Below are 15,551 nucleotides of genomic sequence, written 5' to 3'. Positions count from 1 at the left end.
GGAAATTGGAGCGCACACCCATCCAGAACCAGGCGAAGACGTTGGAGCAGAGAGAGTGAACGGTGGGCTGAAGCCCACCCTACGCCCACCCGATCCCCTTCCACCCTAGAAACGACAACGGCCCCGAAGGGCCGTTGCGTATCTCTACCGGAGAATCACGCCGCCGCAGGCACGCCGTCGAACTCCTCGCGGGTCTTGTGCAGCAGTTCGAGGTTGTCGTGCTGCCAGGGATGGAAGCCCTTCTTGAAGAAGTCCATGTACGCCGGGATCAGCTGGCGGAACATGCCGTTCTTGCCCCACATCCAGCTCAGGCCGTCGCGCCAGACGCGCCAGTTCCACAGCAGGCCGTCGCGCTTGAGCATGTGGATGAGGCCACGGTGGGTGTCGAGCATGAAGAAGAAGGTGCCCATGATCATCGCCCGGCGCAGCAGGGTGCGGCTGCCGCAGACCTGGTTGTAGACATCGAAGGCCACCGCCTTGTGCTCGGTTTCCTCCAGCGCGTGCCAGCGCCACAGGCGGGCCAGGGTCGGGTGGGCGCCGGCGATGTGCTCGGGGTTCTTCAGCAGGCCGTCGGCCATGATCGCGGTGATGTGCTCCAGGGCAGCAGTGGCGGCCAGCTGGCGGCGCTTGGAGAACTTCTTCTGGGTGTAGCGGATGCGCGCCTGGGCACGACGCTCGATGCGGCCGATGTCGTAGCCGAGGTCGCGCAGCCGGTTGCTGTATTCCAGGTGCTCACGGCTGTGATGGCCTTCCTGGCCGATGAAGCCGCGGATCTGCTCCTTCAGCACCGGATCGGTGATCTCCTCGCGGAAGTTGCGCACCGAGTCGATGAAGAAGCGCTCGCCGTCGGGGAAGAGCACCGACATGGCGTCGAACAGATGGGTCTTGAAGGCGTTGCCACTGTGCCAGTGGCGCGGCAGCGGATTGGGCAGGTCGAAATCCATGTGACGCGGGCGGATTACCAATCCTTCTGGGGTCGTGCTGGTCATGGGGACTCCCTGAGTCTATGCAGAAACCACGCTCCAACTTTGGCTTGCCGGGTTTTGTCGGACAAGGTTATCTTCTGCCAATAACCGGGTCATATCCGGCCACCGCTGATCCAGCTGACCAATAAGAAGAACGATGAAACAGCCACTGACCTTCTCCGCCGAACTGGTGCCCGTCGCCTATGCCGAGGCCCTGCTGAGCCTGACCGAAGAGCTGGGTGTGCCCCGTGAAACGCTGTTCGCCCAGGCCCGGGTGCGCCCGGAAATCCTCCAGAGCCCCAACGGCCGCCTGTCCTTCATCGACTTCAACCTGCTGGCCAGCGCGGCCCTGGTGCTGTGCAACGAGCCGGCGCTGGGCCTGGTGCTGGGCCAGCGGCTGAATGTGTCCACCCACGGCATCCTCGGCTACGCGGTGCTCTCCAGCGCCAACCTGGGCCGTGCCCTGCAATTCGCCATGAAGTACTACCGGGTGCTCGGTCTCGCCTATGAGCTGGAGCTGGTGGAGCAGGGCGACTGCCTGCAACTGCGCGCCGCCGAATCCTTCCCCATGGGCCCCCTGGGGCGCTTTGCCGGCGAGGGGCTGATGACCAGCTTCTACACCATCGCCCGCTTCCTCCTGGGCGAGGAGCTGCGCGGCCTCGCGGTGGGCTTCGCGCACCCGGCGCCGGCCCATGCGGCGCGGTATGCCGAAGTGTTCGGCGGCGGCGTGGAGTTCGAGCAGCCCTACCACTGGATGAGCCTGCCCAAGCACTACCTCGACCGCCCCATGGCCCTGGCCAACCCGGCCACGGTGCAGATGTGCGAGCAGCAGTGCGAAGCCCTGCTGGCCACCCTCGACGTGCAGGACGCCCTGCTCACCCGCGTGCGCCGCCTGCTGCTGGCGCGCCCCGGCGACTTCCCCGACCTCGACAGCGCCGCGCGCTCGCTGCACACCAGCGGCCGCAGCCTGCGCCGCCACCTGGCGTCCATGGGCACCAGCTACCAGCAGGTGCAGGACGAGGTGCGCAAGGGCCTGGCCCTGCAGTACCTCACCACCACCCACCTGCCGTTGTTCGAAATCGCCAACCTGCTGGGGTTCAGCGATCCCTCCAACTTCCGTCGCGCGTTCAAGAAATGGACGGGCAAGCTGCCCAGCGATTATCGTGCTGACCCCTGATCCGACCGGCCCGCACAGAGGCCGGCGACCTGGCCTGGAGGACCGGCAATGACCGCAGCGCACCCCACCCTGATCCGCGAAACCTTCCCCGTCGGCCCCTTGCAGTGCAACTGCACGCTGATCGGCGACCCCATCAGCAAGAAGGCCATCGTCGTCGACCCGGGCGGCAACCATGAGCAGATCATCGCGCGGCTGGAGGCCCATGGCCTGAAGCTGGTGAGCATCATCCACACCCACGCGCACCTGGATCACTTCCTCGCCTCCGGCGAGCTGAAGAAAGCCACCGGCGCCACCCTGCACCTGCACAAGGAAGACCAGTTCCTCTGGGACAACCTGGAGATGCAGTGCCGCATGTTCGGCGTGCCCTACAAGCCGGTGCCGGCACCCGACCAGTGGCTGGCCGACGATGAAGAACTGGCCTGTGGCTGCGGCGTGGCCCTGCACACCCCCGGGCACACGCCGGGTTCCATGAGCTTCTGGTTCCCCGAGGCGCGCCTGCTGATCGCCGGTGACACGCTGTTCCGCCGTGGCATCGGCCGCACCGACCTGTGGGGCGGCGACTACGCCACCATCGAGCGCTCCATCCGCCAGCGCCTCTACAGCCTGGACGAGGAGGCCACCGTGGTCACCGGCCATGGCCCGGATACCCGGCTGGGCGACGAGATGCGCGAAAACCCGTTCATCCGTGCCTGAGGCCACGGAATTTCCAGCATGGGCCATGCTCTAATCGTCGTCAGTCCATCGGGGCTGTCGATCATTCAGGAGTAGAAAGTCCATGTTCACCACGCGTCGCCTGATCATCGCCGCTACCGCCGTCGTCCTGCTGTCGGGCTGTGCTTCGCAGAACCCCTACGAGAACCAGGGCCAGGCGCCCCGCCAGGGCATGAGCAAGACCGCCACCTACGGCGGCCTGGGCGCGTTGGCCGGCGCCGTCGCCGGTGCTGCCATCAACCACGACAAGCGTGGCAAGGGGGCGCTGATCGGCGCCGCTGTGGCCGGCGCCGCTGGCGCGGGCTACGGCTACTACGTGGACCGGCAGGAGGCGGAGCTGCGTCGCAGCATGGAAGGCACCGGCGTGCAGGTGCAGCGCCAGGGCGACAGCATCAACCTGGTGATGCCCGGCAACATCACCTTCGCCACCAACTCGGCAGACATCGCCAGCAACTTCTATACGCCGCTGAACAACCTGGCCAACTCGTTCAAGCAGTATGACCAGAACAACATCGAGATCGTCGGCCACACCGACAGCACCGGCAGCCACCAGTACAACGTCAACCTCTCGCAGTTGCGCGCGCAGAGCGTGGCCAACTACCTGATGGCCCAGGGCGTCAACGGTGCGCGCCTGAGCTCCCGTGGCATGGGCCCGGACCAGCCGGTGGCGAGCAACGCCACCGATGCGGGCCGCTCGCAGAACCGTCGCGTGGAGATCAAGCTCACCCCGCTGCCCAACGCCCAGGTGCCCCAGCAACAGGGCTACTGATTCCCCCGCTCCAGCACAGGGCCCCCATTCGGGGGCCTTGTCGTTTCATGCCGTCCGTCGTCTCCCTGCTGGCGCAAGGCCATGGTGCCGATTCCTGACTAGACTGCCGACATGGTTCCCGCGAACCATGATTTGCCGGTCGGATGCCCCTCCAAGGCGGGCTCCCGGACAAGGAACGGACAGGAGCATTCATGGACGAGCGTACCGGCACCTCCGCGAGGAAACCCTGGTTGCCCCTGGTGGTGGCGCTGGCCTTGCTGGTGGGGCTTGGCGGCCTGGTGCTGTGGCAGTGGCTGGCGCTGGAAAACCGCAACCAGGCGGAGTACCAGCGGCGTTTCGGCCTGGAAAGCGAAGAGATCGCCGAGCGTCTCGCGACCCGCATGCGCGCCTACGAAATGGTGCTGCGAGGCATGTCCGGCCTGCTGGTGGGCAGCTCCGACGTGCTTCCGGATGAATGGGCCAAGGCGGCCGACCAACTGCACCTGCAGGACCGCTACCCGGGCATCCAGGCGCTGGCCTGGGGCCGCTATCTCAAGCGTGACCAGCTCAACGACTTCGTCGGCACCACCCAGGCCGATGGACGCCGCGACTTCCGCGTCTTCCCGCCCGGCCCGCGCGACGAGTATGTGGTGGTGGACTACACCAGCCCGCTGGACTGGCGCAACCGCCGCACCCTCGGCTTCGACATGCTCAGCGAGCCGGTGCGGGCGCAGGCCATCGAGCAGGCCCGGGAAAGCGGCGAGGCACGCCTCACCGGTCCCCTGAGGTTGAAGCAGGAGACCGACCAGGACCTTCAGAGCGGTGTGCTGCTCTACATGCCCGTGTACCGTTCGAACGCCCCGGCGACCACCGCCGACGAGCGGCGCGAGGCCTTCATCGGTGCGGTGGCCGGGGCCTTCCGCCTGCATGACCTGATGAGCGGCATCCTCGGCAACCGGGTGCGCCTGTACCGAGTCGGCGTCAGCGACCTGGAGGCCGGAGCCGTGCTGCTCGACGATGCCATCGACAACGGCCTTCCACCGCGCTTCGAAGAGCAGCGCCAGATCAAGCTGTTTGGCCGCACCTGGGCACTGAAGGTGAGCAGCACTGCCGAATATGAAGCGTTGCTGGTGGATGATCGCCTCAGCTACAGCCTGTGGACCGGCCTGGCCGCCGCGCTGCTGTTGTCGCTGCTGGTGGGCGGCTACCTGCACCTGCGCGAGCGCCAACTCGCCGCCAGCGACCAGGCATCCTCGTTGCTGCGCGAGCGCGAGGAGCGCTTGCGCATCCTGGTCGAGCGCCTGCCCGTGGCGACCCTGCTATGCGATGCCCAGGGCCGCATCGAGATGGCCAATCGCAGTGCCGCCGAGCTGCTCGGCTGCGAATCCGACCTGCTTTCCGGCCAGCGTGTGCGTCGCTACCTGCCACGCCTGCTGGACCTCGACGAAGAGCGGCTGCGCAGTGGCGAGGAAGAGTTCCAGATCCAGCGCGACGATGGCGGCGATGGCCTCGCCTCCCTGAGCCTCACCTCCCTGAACCAGCGCGACGGCACGCGCTACCTGATCAACCTGGTGGACCTCCAGGCGAGGCGTGCCGCCGAGGAGCGTTTCCGCCTGGTGGTGGAGGCCTCGCCCAACGCCATCATCCTGGTGGACCTGCGCGGCAGCATCGTCATGGTCAACCGCCAGGCCGAGCAGATGTTCGGCTACAGCCGCCAGGAGCTGCTCGGCGCCACCGTAGAGCGCCTGCTGCCGGAGGCCCTGCGCGAGGCCCATGTGGGGCTGCGCGAAGGCTTCCAGAAGAACCCCGAGCCCCGGCGCATGGGCAACAACCGCGAGCTGTTCGGCCAGCACCGCGACGGCCGCATGATTCCCCTGGAAGTGGGCCTGTCGCCGATCCGCAGCGGCCGCGAGACCTGGGTCCAGGCGGTGGTCATCGACATCAGCGAGCGCAAGGCCGCCGAGCAGCGCCTGCGTGACCAGGCCGAGCAACTGATCCTGGCCAACCGCTACAAGTCGGAATTCCTCGCCAACATGTCCCACGAGCTGCGCACGCCGCTCAACAGCATCCTCATTCTCAGCGACCAGTTGCGCCAGAACAGCGCCGGCAACCTCACCGAGAAGCAGTCGCGCCATGCCGACATCGTCCACCGCGCCGGCAGTGACCTGCTGCAGTTGATCAATGACGTGCTCGACCTGGCCAAGGTCGAGGCCGGGCGCATGCAGCTCAAGCTGGAGCCGCTCAATGTGCAGGATGTGCTGGTGGAACTGGACGCCAGCCTGCGCCCCATGGCCGAGATCAAGGCCCTGCGCCTGATCACCGGGGTGGAGCCCGGCGTGCCCCGGGTCATCCACAGCGACCGCGTGCGCCTGCACCAGATCCTGCGCAACCTGCTCTCCAATGCCCTGAAGTTCACCGAGCAGGGCGAGGTGGAGCTGAGTGTCGGGGTCATCGACCGCACCGATGGCGATGGCCGCGAGATCATCCGCTTCACCGTGCGTGATACCGGCATCGGCATCCCTGCCGAGCAGCACGAGCGTATCTTCCAGGCCTTCCAGCAGATCGACGGCTCCACCAGCCGGCGCTTCGGTGGCACCGGCCTGGGCCTGGCCATCACCCGCCAGCTGGTGCTGGCCCTGGATGGCCAGATCCGCATCACCAGCACGCCGGGGCAGGGCTCCAGCTTCATCGTCGAACTGCCGGTGGCGGTGGGCTTCGAGGCGGAGAAAGAGGCTGACGGCGAGGCCCTGCCTGTACGCAACGGCACCGGGCCGGCGGTGCTCATCGTCGAAGACGACGGTGATTTCGCCAGCGTCATCGCCGAAGCCGCGCAGAGCCATGGCTATGCCACCGTGCTCTGCGGCAGTGGCCGACAGGCGGTCGCCCTGCTGCAGCAGGAGCGCTTCGCGGCGGTGATCCTCGACATCCTCCTGCCGGACGTCAGCGGCTGGCAGATCTACCGGCGCCTGCGCAGCCAGGCCCTGCACCGCGGCACGCCGGTGCACATCATCTCCTGCGTGCCGCAGCCGACAGATTGGTTGGACGATTCCACCCGTTACCTGGTCAAACCCATCGCCCGGGAAGATCTGGAACGGGTCTTCAACGACCTCGAAGCCAATGTGCCCCCGGACCCGCATCGCCTGCTGCTGGTGGAGGACGTCGCCATCGAACGTGATCACTACCGCGATCACCTGGAGGAGCTGGGCTTCTCCGTAACGGCCGCAAGCAGTGCCGAAAGCGCCCGCCAGGCCTACGCGGACGGGCGTTTCGCTGCGCTGGTGATCGACCTCGACCTGCCCGACCAGGACGGTTTCGACCTGCTAGATAGCCTCGATCGACAGCGTCCGCTGGCTGACTCGCGTGTGGTGATCAACACTGGGGTGGACGTCACCCTGCAGACCCTGCAGCGACTGCGCCGCTATTCGGCGGTGGTGGTGCGCAAGGCGGGGGATGACCTGGATGGGCTGAGCTCGGCGGTGCAGGGCTTCCTCGGCACCGTCCGTGCCCTCGCCGGGCAGGCGCCGGGAGAGGCGGGAAGCCGCTCGCTGCAAGGGATGCGCGTGCTGTTGGTGGATGACGATGTACGCAATATCTATGCGCTCAGTGCGCTGCTGGACGAGGTCGGCCTCGACGTCAGCGCCGCGCGGGATGGCCTGGAGGCCATCGAGAGTTACCAGCGTGAACCCTTCGACCTGATTCTGATGGATATGGCGATGCCCAACATGGACGGATACACCGCAACCCGCCTGCTCAAGGACGAGCATGGCTGCAACATCCCGATCATCGCGCTCACCGCCCATGCGATGAAGGGTGACCGGGAGAAGTGCATTACCGCAGGTGCCGACGACTACCTGGCCAAGCCCGTGAGCCGCCAGGAACTGATCGACCTGCTCCATCGCTGGCTGGACGTTTCCGGAGGCAGCGATGATGCAGCCACTGCCTAAGCTCAAGGGACCCGAAAACATCCTCCTGGTGGTCGATGACCGCCACGAGAACCTCGCCGCCATGGAGGCGGTGCTGGACGACTCCAGCTGGGACGTACGCACCGTCGACTCGGGGGAGGCGGCCCTGCAATGCCTGCTGGAGGAGGAAGTGGGGCTGGTGCTGCTCGATGTGCAGATGCCGAAGATGGACGGCTTCGAAGTCGCTCGGCTGATGCGCGGCAGCCCGCACACCCGCTACACGCCGATCATCTTCATCTCCGCCATCGCCCACACCCAGGAAGCCGTGCTGCGTGGCTACGCCAGTGGCGCGGTGGACTTCATCCTCAAGCCCTTCGACCCGCAGGTGCTGCGGCACAAGGTGCAGTCGCTGCTGGAGCACGAGCGCAACCGCCGTGACCTGCTGCAGCTGACCCAGCAGCTGGACAGCGCCCGCGCCTTCAACGCCTCGGTGCTGGAGAATGCCGCCGAAGGCATCCTGGTGGTGGGCGAGGACGGCATGGTCAACTTCGCCAACCCGGCCATGGCGCTGATGCTGCAGGGCTCGGTCAGCGACCTCGAAGGCAGCCCCTTCCTCTCGCTGCTCTCCAGCCCCGAGATCGTCGGCGATTGGCGCCTGTCGGAGTTCTACCGCCACTGGAAGCGCGGCGAGCCCTACCGCCTGCACGACGCGGTGCTCAACACCCTCAATGGCGGCACGCTGCCGGTGGCCCTGTCCTGCGCGCCGCTGCCCCGGGCCCAGCGCTCGATGGTGGTGATCAGCCTGGACATGTCCGCAGTGCGCCAGCTGCACGCGCAGCTCGAATCCCAGGCCATCACCGATGCGCTCACCGGGTTGCTCAACCGCCGTGGTTTCCACCAATCGCTGGATGCGGCGCTGGCGCGTATCGAGCGCAGCGGCAAGCGCATGGCGGTGCTCTACCTCGACCTCGACGGCTTCAAGCGCATCAATGATTCCCTCGGCCACGACGCCGGCGACCAGGTGCTGCGGCGCGTTTCCGAACAGCTCAAGACCTGCCTGCGCCCCTACGACATCCTCGCGCGCATGGGCGGTGACGAATTCACCGCGCTGATCGACTCCCTGGAGCACCCGGAAGACGCGGCCAGGGTGGCCGAGAAGCTCATCGAGCTGGTGTCGGTGCGCTACCGCATCGACGGCATCGACATCACCCTCGGCGCCAGTGTCGGCATCGCCTGCTTCCCCGAATGCGGGCAGACCGTGGACGGCCTGTTGCGCGCGGCGGACATCGCCATGTACGAGGCCAAGCGTGCCGGCCGCCAGCAGTACCGCTTCTTCTCCCCGGAAATGAACGGCCGCGCCCGCTCGCGGCTGATGCTGGAAGAGAGCCTGCGCAACGCCATCGAGCAGGATGATTTCGTGCTCGTCTACCAGCCGCAGATCTACCTCGACAGCGGCCGCCTGCGCGGCTTCGAGGCGCTGCTGCGCTGGGAGCACCGGGTCGCCGGCACCGTCGCCCCCAACGTGTTCATCCCGCTGCTGGAGGAGACCCGGCTGATCAACCGCCTGGGCGACTGGATCCTCGAGCAGGGGGTCAGCCAATGCACCCAGTGGCGGGAGCGCTTTGGCGAGGACCTGGTGATCAGCATCAACTTCAGCCCGGTGCAGTTCGGCATGCCGACCCTGGTGGACGACCTGCGCGAGGTGCTGGCGACGCACGGGCTGAAACCGTCGCAGATCGAAGTGGAGGTCACCGAAAGCGCGCTGATGCAGGACCTGGACAACACCCGCGAGCAGCTGCGCCAGCTGCGCGAGCTGGGGGTGCGCATCGCCATCGATGACTTCGGCACCGGCTACTCGTCCCTGGCCTACCTGCGCCACTTCGAGCTGGACACGCTGAAGATCGACCGCCTGTTCATCTCCAACATGCTGGAGTCGCCCCGCGATGCCGCCGTGGTCAGCACCATCATCGACCTGGGCAGCCACCTGGGGCTGGAGGTGATCGCCGAGGGCGTGGAAACCCTGGCCCAGCGCGACTGGCTGATCGACCACGGTTGCTCGATCATGCAGGGCTTCCTGGTTTCCCCGGGGCTGCCGGTGGCCAAGGCCGAGAGCTTCCCCCTGCAGGTGGACTGGGCGAGCTTCAAGCCACGGGGCTGAGGCCACTGCGCGACGCCCGCCCCGGGCGTCGCGCACATACCCATCCGCGACTACGACCCCATGATGGCAAGCGCCGGTCATGGGGCGACCTACACTTGCCCCACGGCGCGCCCGTGCAGCCGGCCAACCCAAGGAGTTTTCCCATGCATTGCCTGTTTGTGGCCTATCCGAACAACGAGGGCGGCACCTTCGATTTCACCTACTACCTGGAAAAACACATCCCCATGGTCAGCGATATGCTGGGGGACAACTTCGTCAAGGCCGAAGTCCGCAAGGGCCTCGCCTCCGGCGACGGCTCCGCCGCGCCCTTCCTCTGCGTGGCGAATATCTGGATCAAATCCATCGACAGCCTCCAGGCCTCCCTGCGCAAGCACGGCCAGGCGATCAACGAAGACATTCCCCGCTACACCAACATCGCCCCGCTGCTGCAGGTGGACGAGGTGATCTCGGGTTAAGGCAGACATCCGTAGGTTGGCACCGAGCGCAGCGAGGCCCAACGCAGCAGGGCCCGGCATCGTTGCATTGGGTGTGTGACGGGTAGGTCGGGTGCAACCCGACGCCTCTCCGTGCGCCACTTCGCGGGTTTCACCCGCCCTACGGGGCTGGCTCATGGAGCCCGCCGATCGAATACTCACCCATGAAAAAGCCCGCCAATCGGCGGGCTTTCGCGTTCCGGGGCGCTGCCTCAGCGGCTCGGTGGGAACTGCTGGTGCAACTGCTCCAGCTCGGCGTCCTTGGTTTCCCACAGCTGGTTGACCCAGAGCTGGAAGGTCTTGCGGTAGGCCTCGTCCTGGTCGTAGCTGCGGCCGATGAATTCCTGGGGAATCGGCATCGCCTGGATACGCACGATCACCTCGGGGATGTTCCCGGCCATCAGGGTCCAGAAGCTCGGGTTGCCTTCGGGGTAATGGATGGTGACGTTGAGCAGCGCCTGCATCTGCTCGCCCATGGCGTCGAGGACGAAGGCGATGCCGCCGGCCTTGGGCTTGAGCAGGTACTTGAAGGGCGAGTTCTGCTCACGGTGCTTCTGCTCGGTGAAGCGCGTGCCTTCGAGGAAGTTGAAGATGCCCACCGGGTTGTCGCGGAACTTGTCGCAGGTGCGGCGGGTGGTTTCCAGGTCCTTGCCCTTCTTCTCCGGGTGCTTGGCCAGGTAGGCCTTGGAGTAGCGCTTCATGAAGGGGAATTCCAGCGCCCACCAGCACAGGCCGATCACCGGGACCCAGATCAGCTCCTGCTTGAGGAAGAACTTCAGCGGGCGGATGCGGCGGTTGAGCACGTACTGCAGTACCAGGATGTCCACCCAGCTCTGGTGATTGCTGGTGACCAGGTAGGAGTGCTGGTAATCGAGGCCTTCGAGGCCTTCCACCCGCCAGCGGGTGTCGCGCACCTGGTTCATCCACACCTTGTTGCAGCTCACCCAGCCCTCGTGGATGAAGTTCACCACCCAGTTCAAGGCCAGGCGCACGGGGCGGAAGGGCAGGGCCATCTTCAGCAGGCTGACGGCGAACAGCGGCCAGCACCAGAACAAGGTATTGAGCGCCAGCAGCAGGGAGGCGATGACGCCGCGCACGGAAGCGGGAAAGAAACTCAGCATGGAAGGTCGGGACCTCGTTCCTGGACGGTCTCTGCCGCCCTGTTGAGGGGACGCTGCGAACGCAGCGGGGCCAGTGGTGGCACAGGTTAACGCCTGTTCACTGAACTGCAAGCGGCAAGGGTGACCGCCCGGTCGGGCAGCGCGGCCACCCGCCGGGCAGGGTGCTCAGTCGCGGGTCGCCGCCTGGATGGCGGTGAGGGCGATGGTGTAGACGATGTCGTCCACCAGGGCGCCGCGGGAGAGGTCATTCACCGGTTTGCGCAGGCCCTGCAGCATGGGGCCGACGCTGACCACCTGGGCGCTGCGCTGCACCGCCTTGTAGGTGGTGTTGCCGGTGTTCAGGTCGGGGAACACGAACACCGTGGCATGACCGGCCACCGGGCTGTTGGGGGCCTTCTGCCGGCCGACGCTGTCGATGGCGGCGGCGTCGTACTGCAGCGGGCCGTCGATCAGCAGGTCGGGGCGTGCGGCACGGGCCAGGCGGGTGGCTTCGCGCACCTTCTCCACTTCCTCGCCACTGCCGGAGTCGCCGGTGGAATAGCTGATCATCGCCACCTTGGGCTCGATGCCGAAGGCGGCGGCCGAGTCGGCGCTCTGCAGGGCGATTTCCGCCAGCTCGGCGGCGCTCGGGTCGGGGTTCACCGCGCAGTCGCCATAGACCACCACCTGCTCCGGCAGGAGCATGAAGAACACTGATGACACCAGCTTGTAGCCCGGCGCGGTCTTGATCAGCTGCAGGGCCGGGCGAATGGTGTTGGCGGTGGTGTGCACGGCGCCGGAGACCAGGCCGTCCACCTCGCCCAGGGCCAGCATCATGGTGCCCAGCACCACGCTGTCCTCCAGCTGCGCAGCGGCCATGGGGGCGTTGAGGCCCTTGCCCTGGCGCAGTTCGACCATGGGTTCGACGTAGCGCGGACGCACCAGGTCCGGGTCGAGGATCTCCAGCCCCTCGGGCAGCACGATGCCCTGGGCGACGGCCACCGCCTGCACCTCCTCGGGCTTGGCCAGCAGCACGCAGCGGGCGATGCCACGGGCCTGGCAGATGGCGGCAGCCTGTACGGTGCGGGGTTCGGCGCCTTCGGGCAGGACGATGCGCTTGCCGGCCAGTTGCGCCCGCTTCACCAACTGGTGGCGGAAGGCTGGGGGCGACAGGCGCAGCTCGCGCGGGGTGCCGCAGCGGTCGCGCAGCCAATCCTGGTCGAGGAAGCGGGCGACGAACTCGGTGACCTTCTCCGCGCGCTCGCGGTCGTCCACCGGGATTTCCTTGTTCATGCGGTTGAGGTTGGTGGCCGTGTCGTAGGAGCCGGTGGCCACGGCCAGCACCGGCAGGCCGCCCTGCAGGGCGCCGCGGCACAGTTCCATGATGCGCGGGTCCGGCGGGAAGTCGCTGCACAGCAGTAGGCCGGCCAGGGGCACGCCGTTCATGGCGGCGAGGCTGGCGGCGAGGATGATGTCGTCGCGGTCCCCCGGGGTCACCACCAGCACGCCGGGCTTGAGCAGCGGCACGGTGTTGGGCACGGCGCGGGCGCAGAGGACGATGGTCTGCACCCGGCGCTGTTCGTAGTCACCGGCGTTGATCACCCGCGCGCCCAGCAGGTCGGCCACGTCGCGGGTGCGTGCGGCGTTCAGCTCGTCTTCCCAGGGGATGCAGCCGAGCAGGCGGAAGTCGTCGCTGCGCAGGAGCGAGGAGTTCTCGCGGATCTGCTCGGCGAAGTCCGCCTCGCGCACCTTGTTGAGGATCACCCCGAGCACCTTGGGGTCGCGCGGCCCGCCGAACAACTGGGCCTGGATCTCGATGCGGTCGGAGAGCTCGGTGATGGTTTCGTTTTCCGGGGCCGAGACCAGGATCACCTCGGCGTCCAGGCTCTTGGCCAGGTGGAAGTTGACCCGTGCCGCGTAGCTGGCGTGGCGGGTGGGCACCATGCCTTCGACTATCACCACGTCCTTGCCTTCGGCGGCCTGCTGGTAGCGGCTGACGATCTCTTCCAGCAGCTCGTCGAGCTGGCCGTCGCCGAGCATGCGCTCGACCTGGGACAGCTCCAGCGCCTTGGGCGCGGTGAGGCCGTGGGTGCGGGCGATCAGTTCGCTGGAGCGCTCGGGGCCGCGGTCGCCCGGGTGGTGCTGGGCGATGGGCTTGTAGAAGCCGACCTTGAGGCCGGCCAGCTCCAGGGCGCGGACCAGGCCCAGGCTGATGGAGGTGAGGCCGACGCCGAAACCGGTGGGGGCGATGAAGAATGTATGCATGGAGCCGCCTTAGTTGAGCAGGGCGAGGGTGTCGAGGGCGATCTGCCGCTCCTCGTTGGTCGGGACCACGAGGATGCGTGTGTGACCGTATTTGTGGATCGGGCCGGCGATGCCGCGGATACAGCGGGCATTGGCCTCCTTGTCGATGGCCAGGTCGAAGAGCTTCAGGTGCGCCACCGTCTTGCTGCGGATCAGCGGCGAGTTCTCGCCGATGCCGCCGGTGAAGATCAGGCCATCGAGCTGGGGCAGGGCGCAGCTCATGGCGGCCAGGCTCTTGGCCAGGCGGTAGCAGAACACCTCGATGGCCAGGGTGGCGCCGGGGTGGCCCTGTTCGCGGGCCTGCTCCAGGGCGCGCATGTCGTTGGACAGGCCGGAGAGCCCCTTGAGGCCGCTCTCGCTGTTGAGCACGCGGGTGATCTCTTCCAGGCTCCAGCCCAGGGTGCTGGCCAGGTGGCTGTGCAGGTTGGGGTCGATGTCGCCGCTGCGGGTGCCCATCGCCAGGCCTTCCAGGGGCGTCAGGCCCATGCTGGTGTCGCGGCTCTGGCCGTCGACGATGGCGCAGGTGGAGCAGCCGTTGCCCAGGTGCGCGGAGAGCCAGCTGCTGTCGCCGATGGACAGCCCGGCGATTTCCGCCGCACGGTGGCTGACGTAGCGGTGGCTGGTGCCGTGGAAGCCGTAGCGGCGCACGCCGTGGTCGCGGTAGAGGTGTTCCGGAACGGCGTAACGGTAGGCGTGCTCGGGCAGGCTCTGGTGGAAGGAGGTGTCGAACACCGCCACCTGGGGCAACTGCGGGTAGACGGTCATGGCGGCTTCGATGCCCTGCAGCGCCGCCGGGTTGTGCAGCGGGGCGAGGGGGCGATGGCGCGGATCGCCGCGATCACCTCGTTATCCAGGCGGCGCGCCGAGGTGAAGCGCTCGCCGCCGTGCACCACGCGGTGGCCGATGCCGTGCAACTTGCCGCCGGTGGCCGCCTGCACCAGGGGCAGCAACTGCGAGAGGGCGACGCGGTAATCACCGTTGGGAATCATCAGGCTGTCCTTGTCGCCGCCACGCTGCCAGCGCAGTTCGGCGTCGCGGCTGCCCAGGCGCTCGGCGATGCCGAACAGGGGGAACTGCGAATGGGCCTCGCTGACCAGGGCGAACTTGATCGACGAACTGCCACAGTTGATCACCAGAATGTTGCGTGAGGGCATCATTGCTCCTTGGTTGGTTCGGGGTCCGCGCCACGGGCGCACCAGCCGCAGGAAAAGGGCTGTCCACGCCGTGCTTCGCGTTGTGCCGGGTCCAGCACCCAGGCGCGCGACTGCCAGGGCGGCTGGTGGCGCAGGTGCTGGGTATGGCCGCAGGACAAGACTGCCACCCAATGGCCTTCGTCATCCTGGCGGAAGTCAAGTAAGCGTACGATCCGTCCGTCAGCCTTCGGGTCGCAATCGGCCGTCTTGGCAGTTAGACTTGCACGTTCTTCAATCTTCTCCAAAAGGTCTTGCACCATGCTGATTGCCGCCAACAAGGCTGTCTCCATCGACTATACGCTCACCAACGACGCCGGTGAGGTCATCGACAGCTCCGCTGGCGGCGCGCCGCTGGTGTACCTGCACGGTTCCGGCAACATCATCGTCGGCCTGGAAAAGGCCCTCGAAGGCAAGCAGGCCGGTGATGCGATCAAGGTCGCCATCGAACCGGAAGATGCCTACGGCGAATACAGCGCCGAACTGGTTGCCACCCTCAGCCGCGCTATGTTTGAAGGCGTCGATCAGCTGGAAGTCGGCATGCAGTTCCATGCGTCCGGCCCGGACGGCGGCATGCAGATCGTCACCATCCGCGACATCGATGGCGACGACGTGACCGTCGACGGCAACCACCCGCTGGCCGGCCAGCGCCTGAGCTTCGACGTGAAAGTGGTCAACGTGCGTGAAGCCAGCGCCGAAGAGATCGCCCACGGCCATATCCATGGCGAAGGTGGTCACCACCACTGATCGGCGGGCAGCCAGGCGACTTGCGGCAACGCTCGGTCGCCTCGGGGCTGCTAAGCTCTGATCAACCGAAAAGGCG

Annotated in this window: 11 protein-coding genes and 1 pseudogene; 7 read left to right on the top strand and 5 right to left on the bottom strand. The window is 66.9% G+C overall.

All coding sequences use genetic code 11. The features are described 5' to 3' along the window. Nucleotides 1-155: 155 nt before the first annotated feature. Complete coding sequence (locus tag PSm6_RS05385; protein WP_043239880.1) at nucleotides 156-989, bottom strand: metal-dependent hydrolase; 834 nt, start codon at nucleotides 987-989, stop codon at nucleotides 156-158. 133 nt (nucleotides 990-1,122) lie between these two features. On the opposite strand from PSm6_RS05385, the gene PSm6_RS05380 reads away from it, so the two are divergent. The 6 genes from PSm6_RS05380 (at nucleotide 1,123) to PSm6_RS05355 (ending at nucleotide 10,116) form a co-directional block, all read left to right on the top strand. After that, on the top strand, nucleotides 1,123-2,142 hold the full coding sequence (locus PSm6_RS05380) for an AraC family transcriptional regulator (RefSeq protein ID WP_043239883.1): 1,020 nt from the start codon (nucleotides 1,123-1,125) through the stop codon (nucleotides 2,140-2,142). A 48-nt stretch (nucleotides 2,143-2,190) separates the two neighbouring features. After that, nucleotides 2,191-2,835, top strand: a complete 645-nt coding sequence (locus tag PSm6_RS05375; protein WP_021222290.1) for an MBL fold metallo-hydrolase — start codon at nucleotides 2,191-2,193, stop codon at nucleotides 2,833-2,835. Nucleotides 2,836-2,917: 82 nt separating this feature from the next. Continuing rightward, entirely contained in the window at nucleotides 2,918-3,622 is a 705-nt protein-coding gene (locus PSm6_RS05370) for a YiaD family glycine zipper/OmpA-like lipoprotein (protein WP_265169706.1), read from the top strand. A 191-nt stretch (nucleotides 3,623-3,813) separates the two neighbouring features. Beyond that, complete coding sequence (locus PSm6_RS05365) at nucleotides 3,814-7,545, top strand: CHASE domain-containing hybrid sensor histidine kinase/response regulator family protein (protein WP_265169705.1); 3,732 nt, start codon at nucleotides 3,814-3,816, stop codon at nucleotides 7,543-7,545. Further along, nucleotides 7,526-9,661, top strand: a complete 2,136-nt coding sequence (locus tag PSm6_RS05360; RefSeq protein WP_021222293.1) for a putative bifunctional diguanylate cyclase/phosphodiesterase — start codon at nucleotides 7,526-7,528, stop codon at nucleotides 9,659-9,661. Before PSm6_RS05365 ends, PSm6_RS05360 begins: the two co-directional genes overlap by 20 nt. A gap of 143 nt (nucleotides 9,662-9,804) precedes the next feature. Next, nucleotides 9,805-10,116, top strand: a complete 312-nt coding sequence (locus PSm6_RS05355) for an EthD family reductase (protein ID WP_021222294.1) — start codon at nucleotides 9,805-9,807, stop codon at nucleotides 10,114-10,116. Between the two features lie 230 nt (nucleotides 10,117-10,346). Here PSm6_RS05355 and yihG read toward each other — a convergent pair whose 3' ends face one another. The 4 genes and pseudogenes from yihG to PSm6_RS05335 form a co-directional block, all read right to left on the bottom strand. Continuing rightward, on the bottom strand, nucleotides 10,347-11,255 hold the full coding sequence (gene yihG / locus PSm6_RS05350; RefSeq protein WP_021222295.1) for a 1-acylglycerol-3-phosphate O-acyltransferase, YihG family: 909 nt from the start codon (nucleotides 11,253-11,255) through the stop codon (nucleotides 10,347-10,349). A 165-nt stretch (nucleotides 11,256-11,420) separates the two neighbouring features. Further along, nucleotides 11,421-13,499 (bottom strand): phosphate acetyltransferase, encoded by a 2,079-nt coding sequence (gene pta, locus PSm6_RS05345; RefSeq protein WP_184487416.1) that lies wholly within the window; start codon nucleotides 13,497-13,499, stop codon nucleotides 11,421-11,423. 9 nt (nucleotides 13,500-13,508) lie between these two features. After that, nucleotides 13,509-14,692: pseudogene (locus PSm6_RS05340) on the bottom strand (acetate kinase). Then, nucleotides 14,692-14,991 (bottom strand): DUF3565 domain-containing protein, encoded by a 300-nt coding sequence (locus PSm6_RS05335; RefSeq protein WP_021222298.1) that lies wholly within the window; start codon nucleotides 14,989-14,991, stop codon nucleotides 14,692-14,694. Before PSm6_RS05335 ends, PSm6_RS05340 begins: the two are co-directional and overlap by 1 nt. Between PSm6_RS05335 and PSm6_RS05330 the strand changes: the two genes are divergently transcribed. Then, nucleotides 14,990-15,475, top strand: coding sequence for an FKBP-type peptidyl-prolyl cis-trans isomerase (locus tag PSm6_RS05330; protein ID WP_021222299.1), 486 nt, complete (start codon nucleotides 14,990-14,992; stop codon nucleotides 15,473-15,475). The genes PSm6_RS05335 and PSm6_RS05330 overlap by 2 nt on opposite strands. Nucleotides 15,476-15,551: the final 76 nt, after the last annotated feature.

The organism is Pseudomonas solani (genome assembly GCF_026072635.1).
Lineage (GTDB): Bacteria > Pseudomonadota > Gammaproteobacteria > Pseudomonadales > Pseudomonadaceae > Metapseudomonas > Metapseudomonas solani.
Note: the sequence above shows the minus strand (reverse complement) of the source record. Positions and strands in the feature narration are given on the sequence as shown.

What these genes read in the sequence shown, in the direction of transcription:
- PSm6_RS05385 (WP_043239880.1), bottom strand. Translation starts at nt 989, where the DNA reads ATGACCAGCACGACCCCAGAAGGATTGGTAATCCGCCCGCGTCACATG.
- PSm6_RS05380 (WP_043239883.1), top strand. Translation starts at nt 1,123, where the DNA reads ATGAAACAGCCACTGACCTTCTCCGCCGAACTGGTGCCCGTCGCCTAT.
- PSm6_RS05375 (WP_021222290.1), top strand. Translation starts at nt 2,191, where the DNA reads ATGACCGCAGCGCACCCCACCCTGATCCGCGAAACCTTCCCCGTCGGC.
- PSm6_RS05370 (WP_265169706.1), top strand. Translation starts at nt 2,918, where the DNA reads ATGTTCACCACGCGTCGCCTGATCATCGCCGCTACCGCCGTCGTCCTG.
- PSm6_RS05365 (WP_265169705.1), top strand. Translation starts at nt 3,814, where the DNA reads ATGGACGAGCGTACCGGCACCTCCGCGAGGAAACCCTGGTTGCCCCTG.
- PSm6_RS05360 (WP_021222293.1), top strand. Translation starts at nt 7,526, where the DNA reads ATGATGCAGCCACTGCCTAAGCTCAAGGGACCCGAAAACATCCTCCTG.
- PSm6_RS05355 (WP_021222294.1), top strand. Translation starts at nt 9,805, where the DNA reads ATGCATTGCCTGTTTGTGGCCTATCCGAACAACGAGGGCGGCACCTTC.
- yihG (WP_021222295.1), bottom strand. Translation starts at nt 11,255, where the DNA reads ATGCTGAGTTTCTTTCCCGCTTCCGTGCGCGGCGTCATCGCCTCCCTG.
- pta (WP_184487416.1), bottom strand. Translation starts at nt 13,499, where the DNA reads ATGCATACATTCTTCATCGCCCCCACCGGTTTCGGCGTCGGCCTCACC.
- PSm6_RS05330 (WP_021222299.1), top strand. Translation starts at nt 14,990, where the DNA reads ATGCTGATTGCCGCCAACAAGGCTGTCTCCATCGACTATACGCTCACC.
- PSm6_RS05335 (WP_021222298.1), bottom strand. Translation starts at nt 14,991, where the DNA reads ATGGTGCAAGACCTTTTGGAGAAGATTGAAGAACGTGCAAGTCTAACT.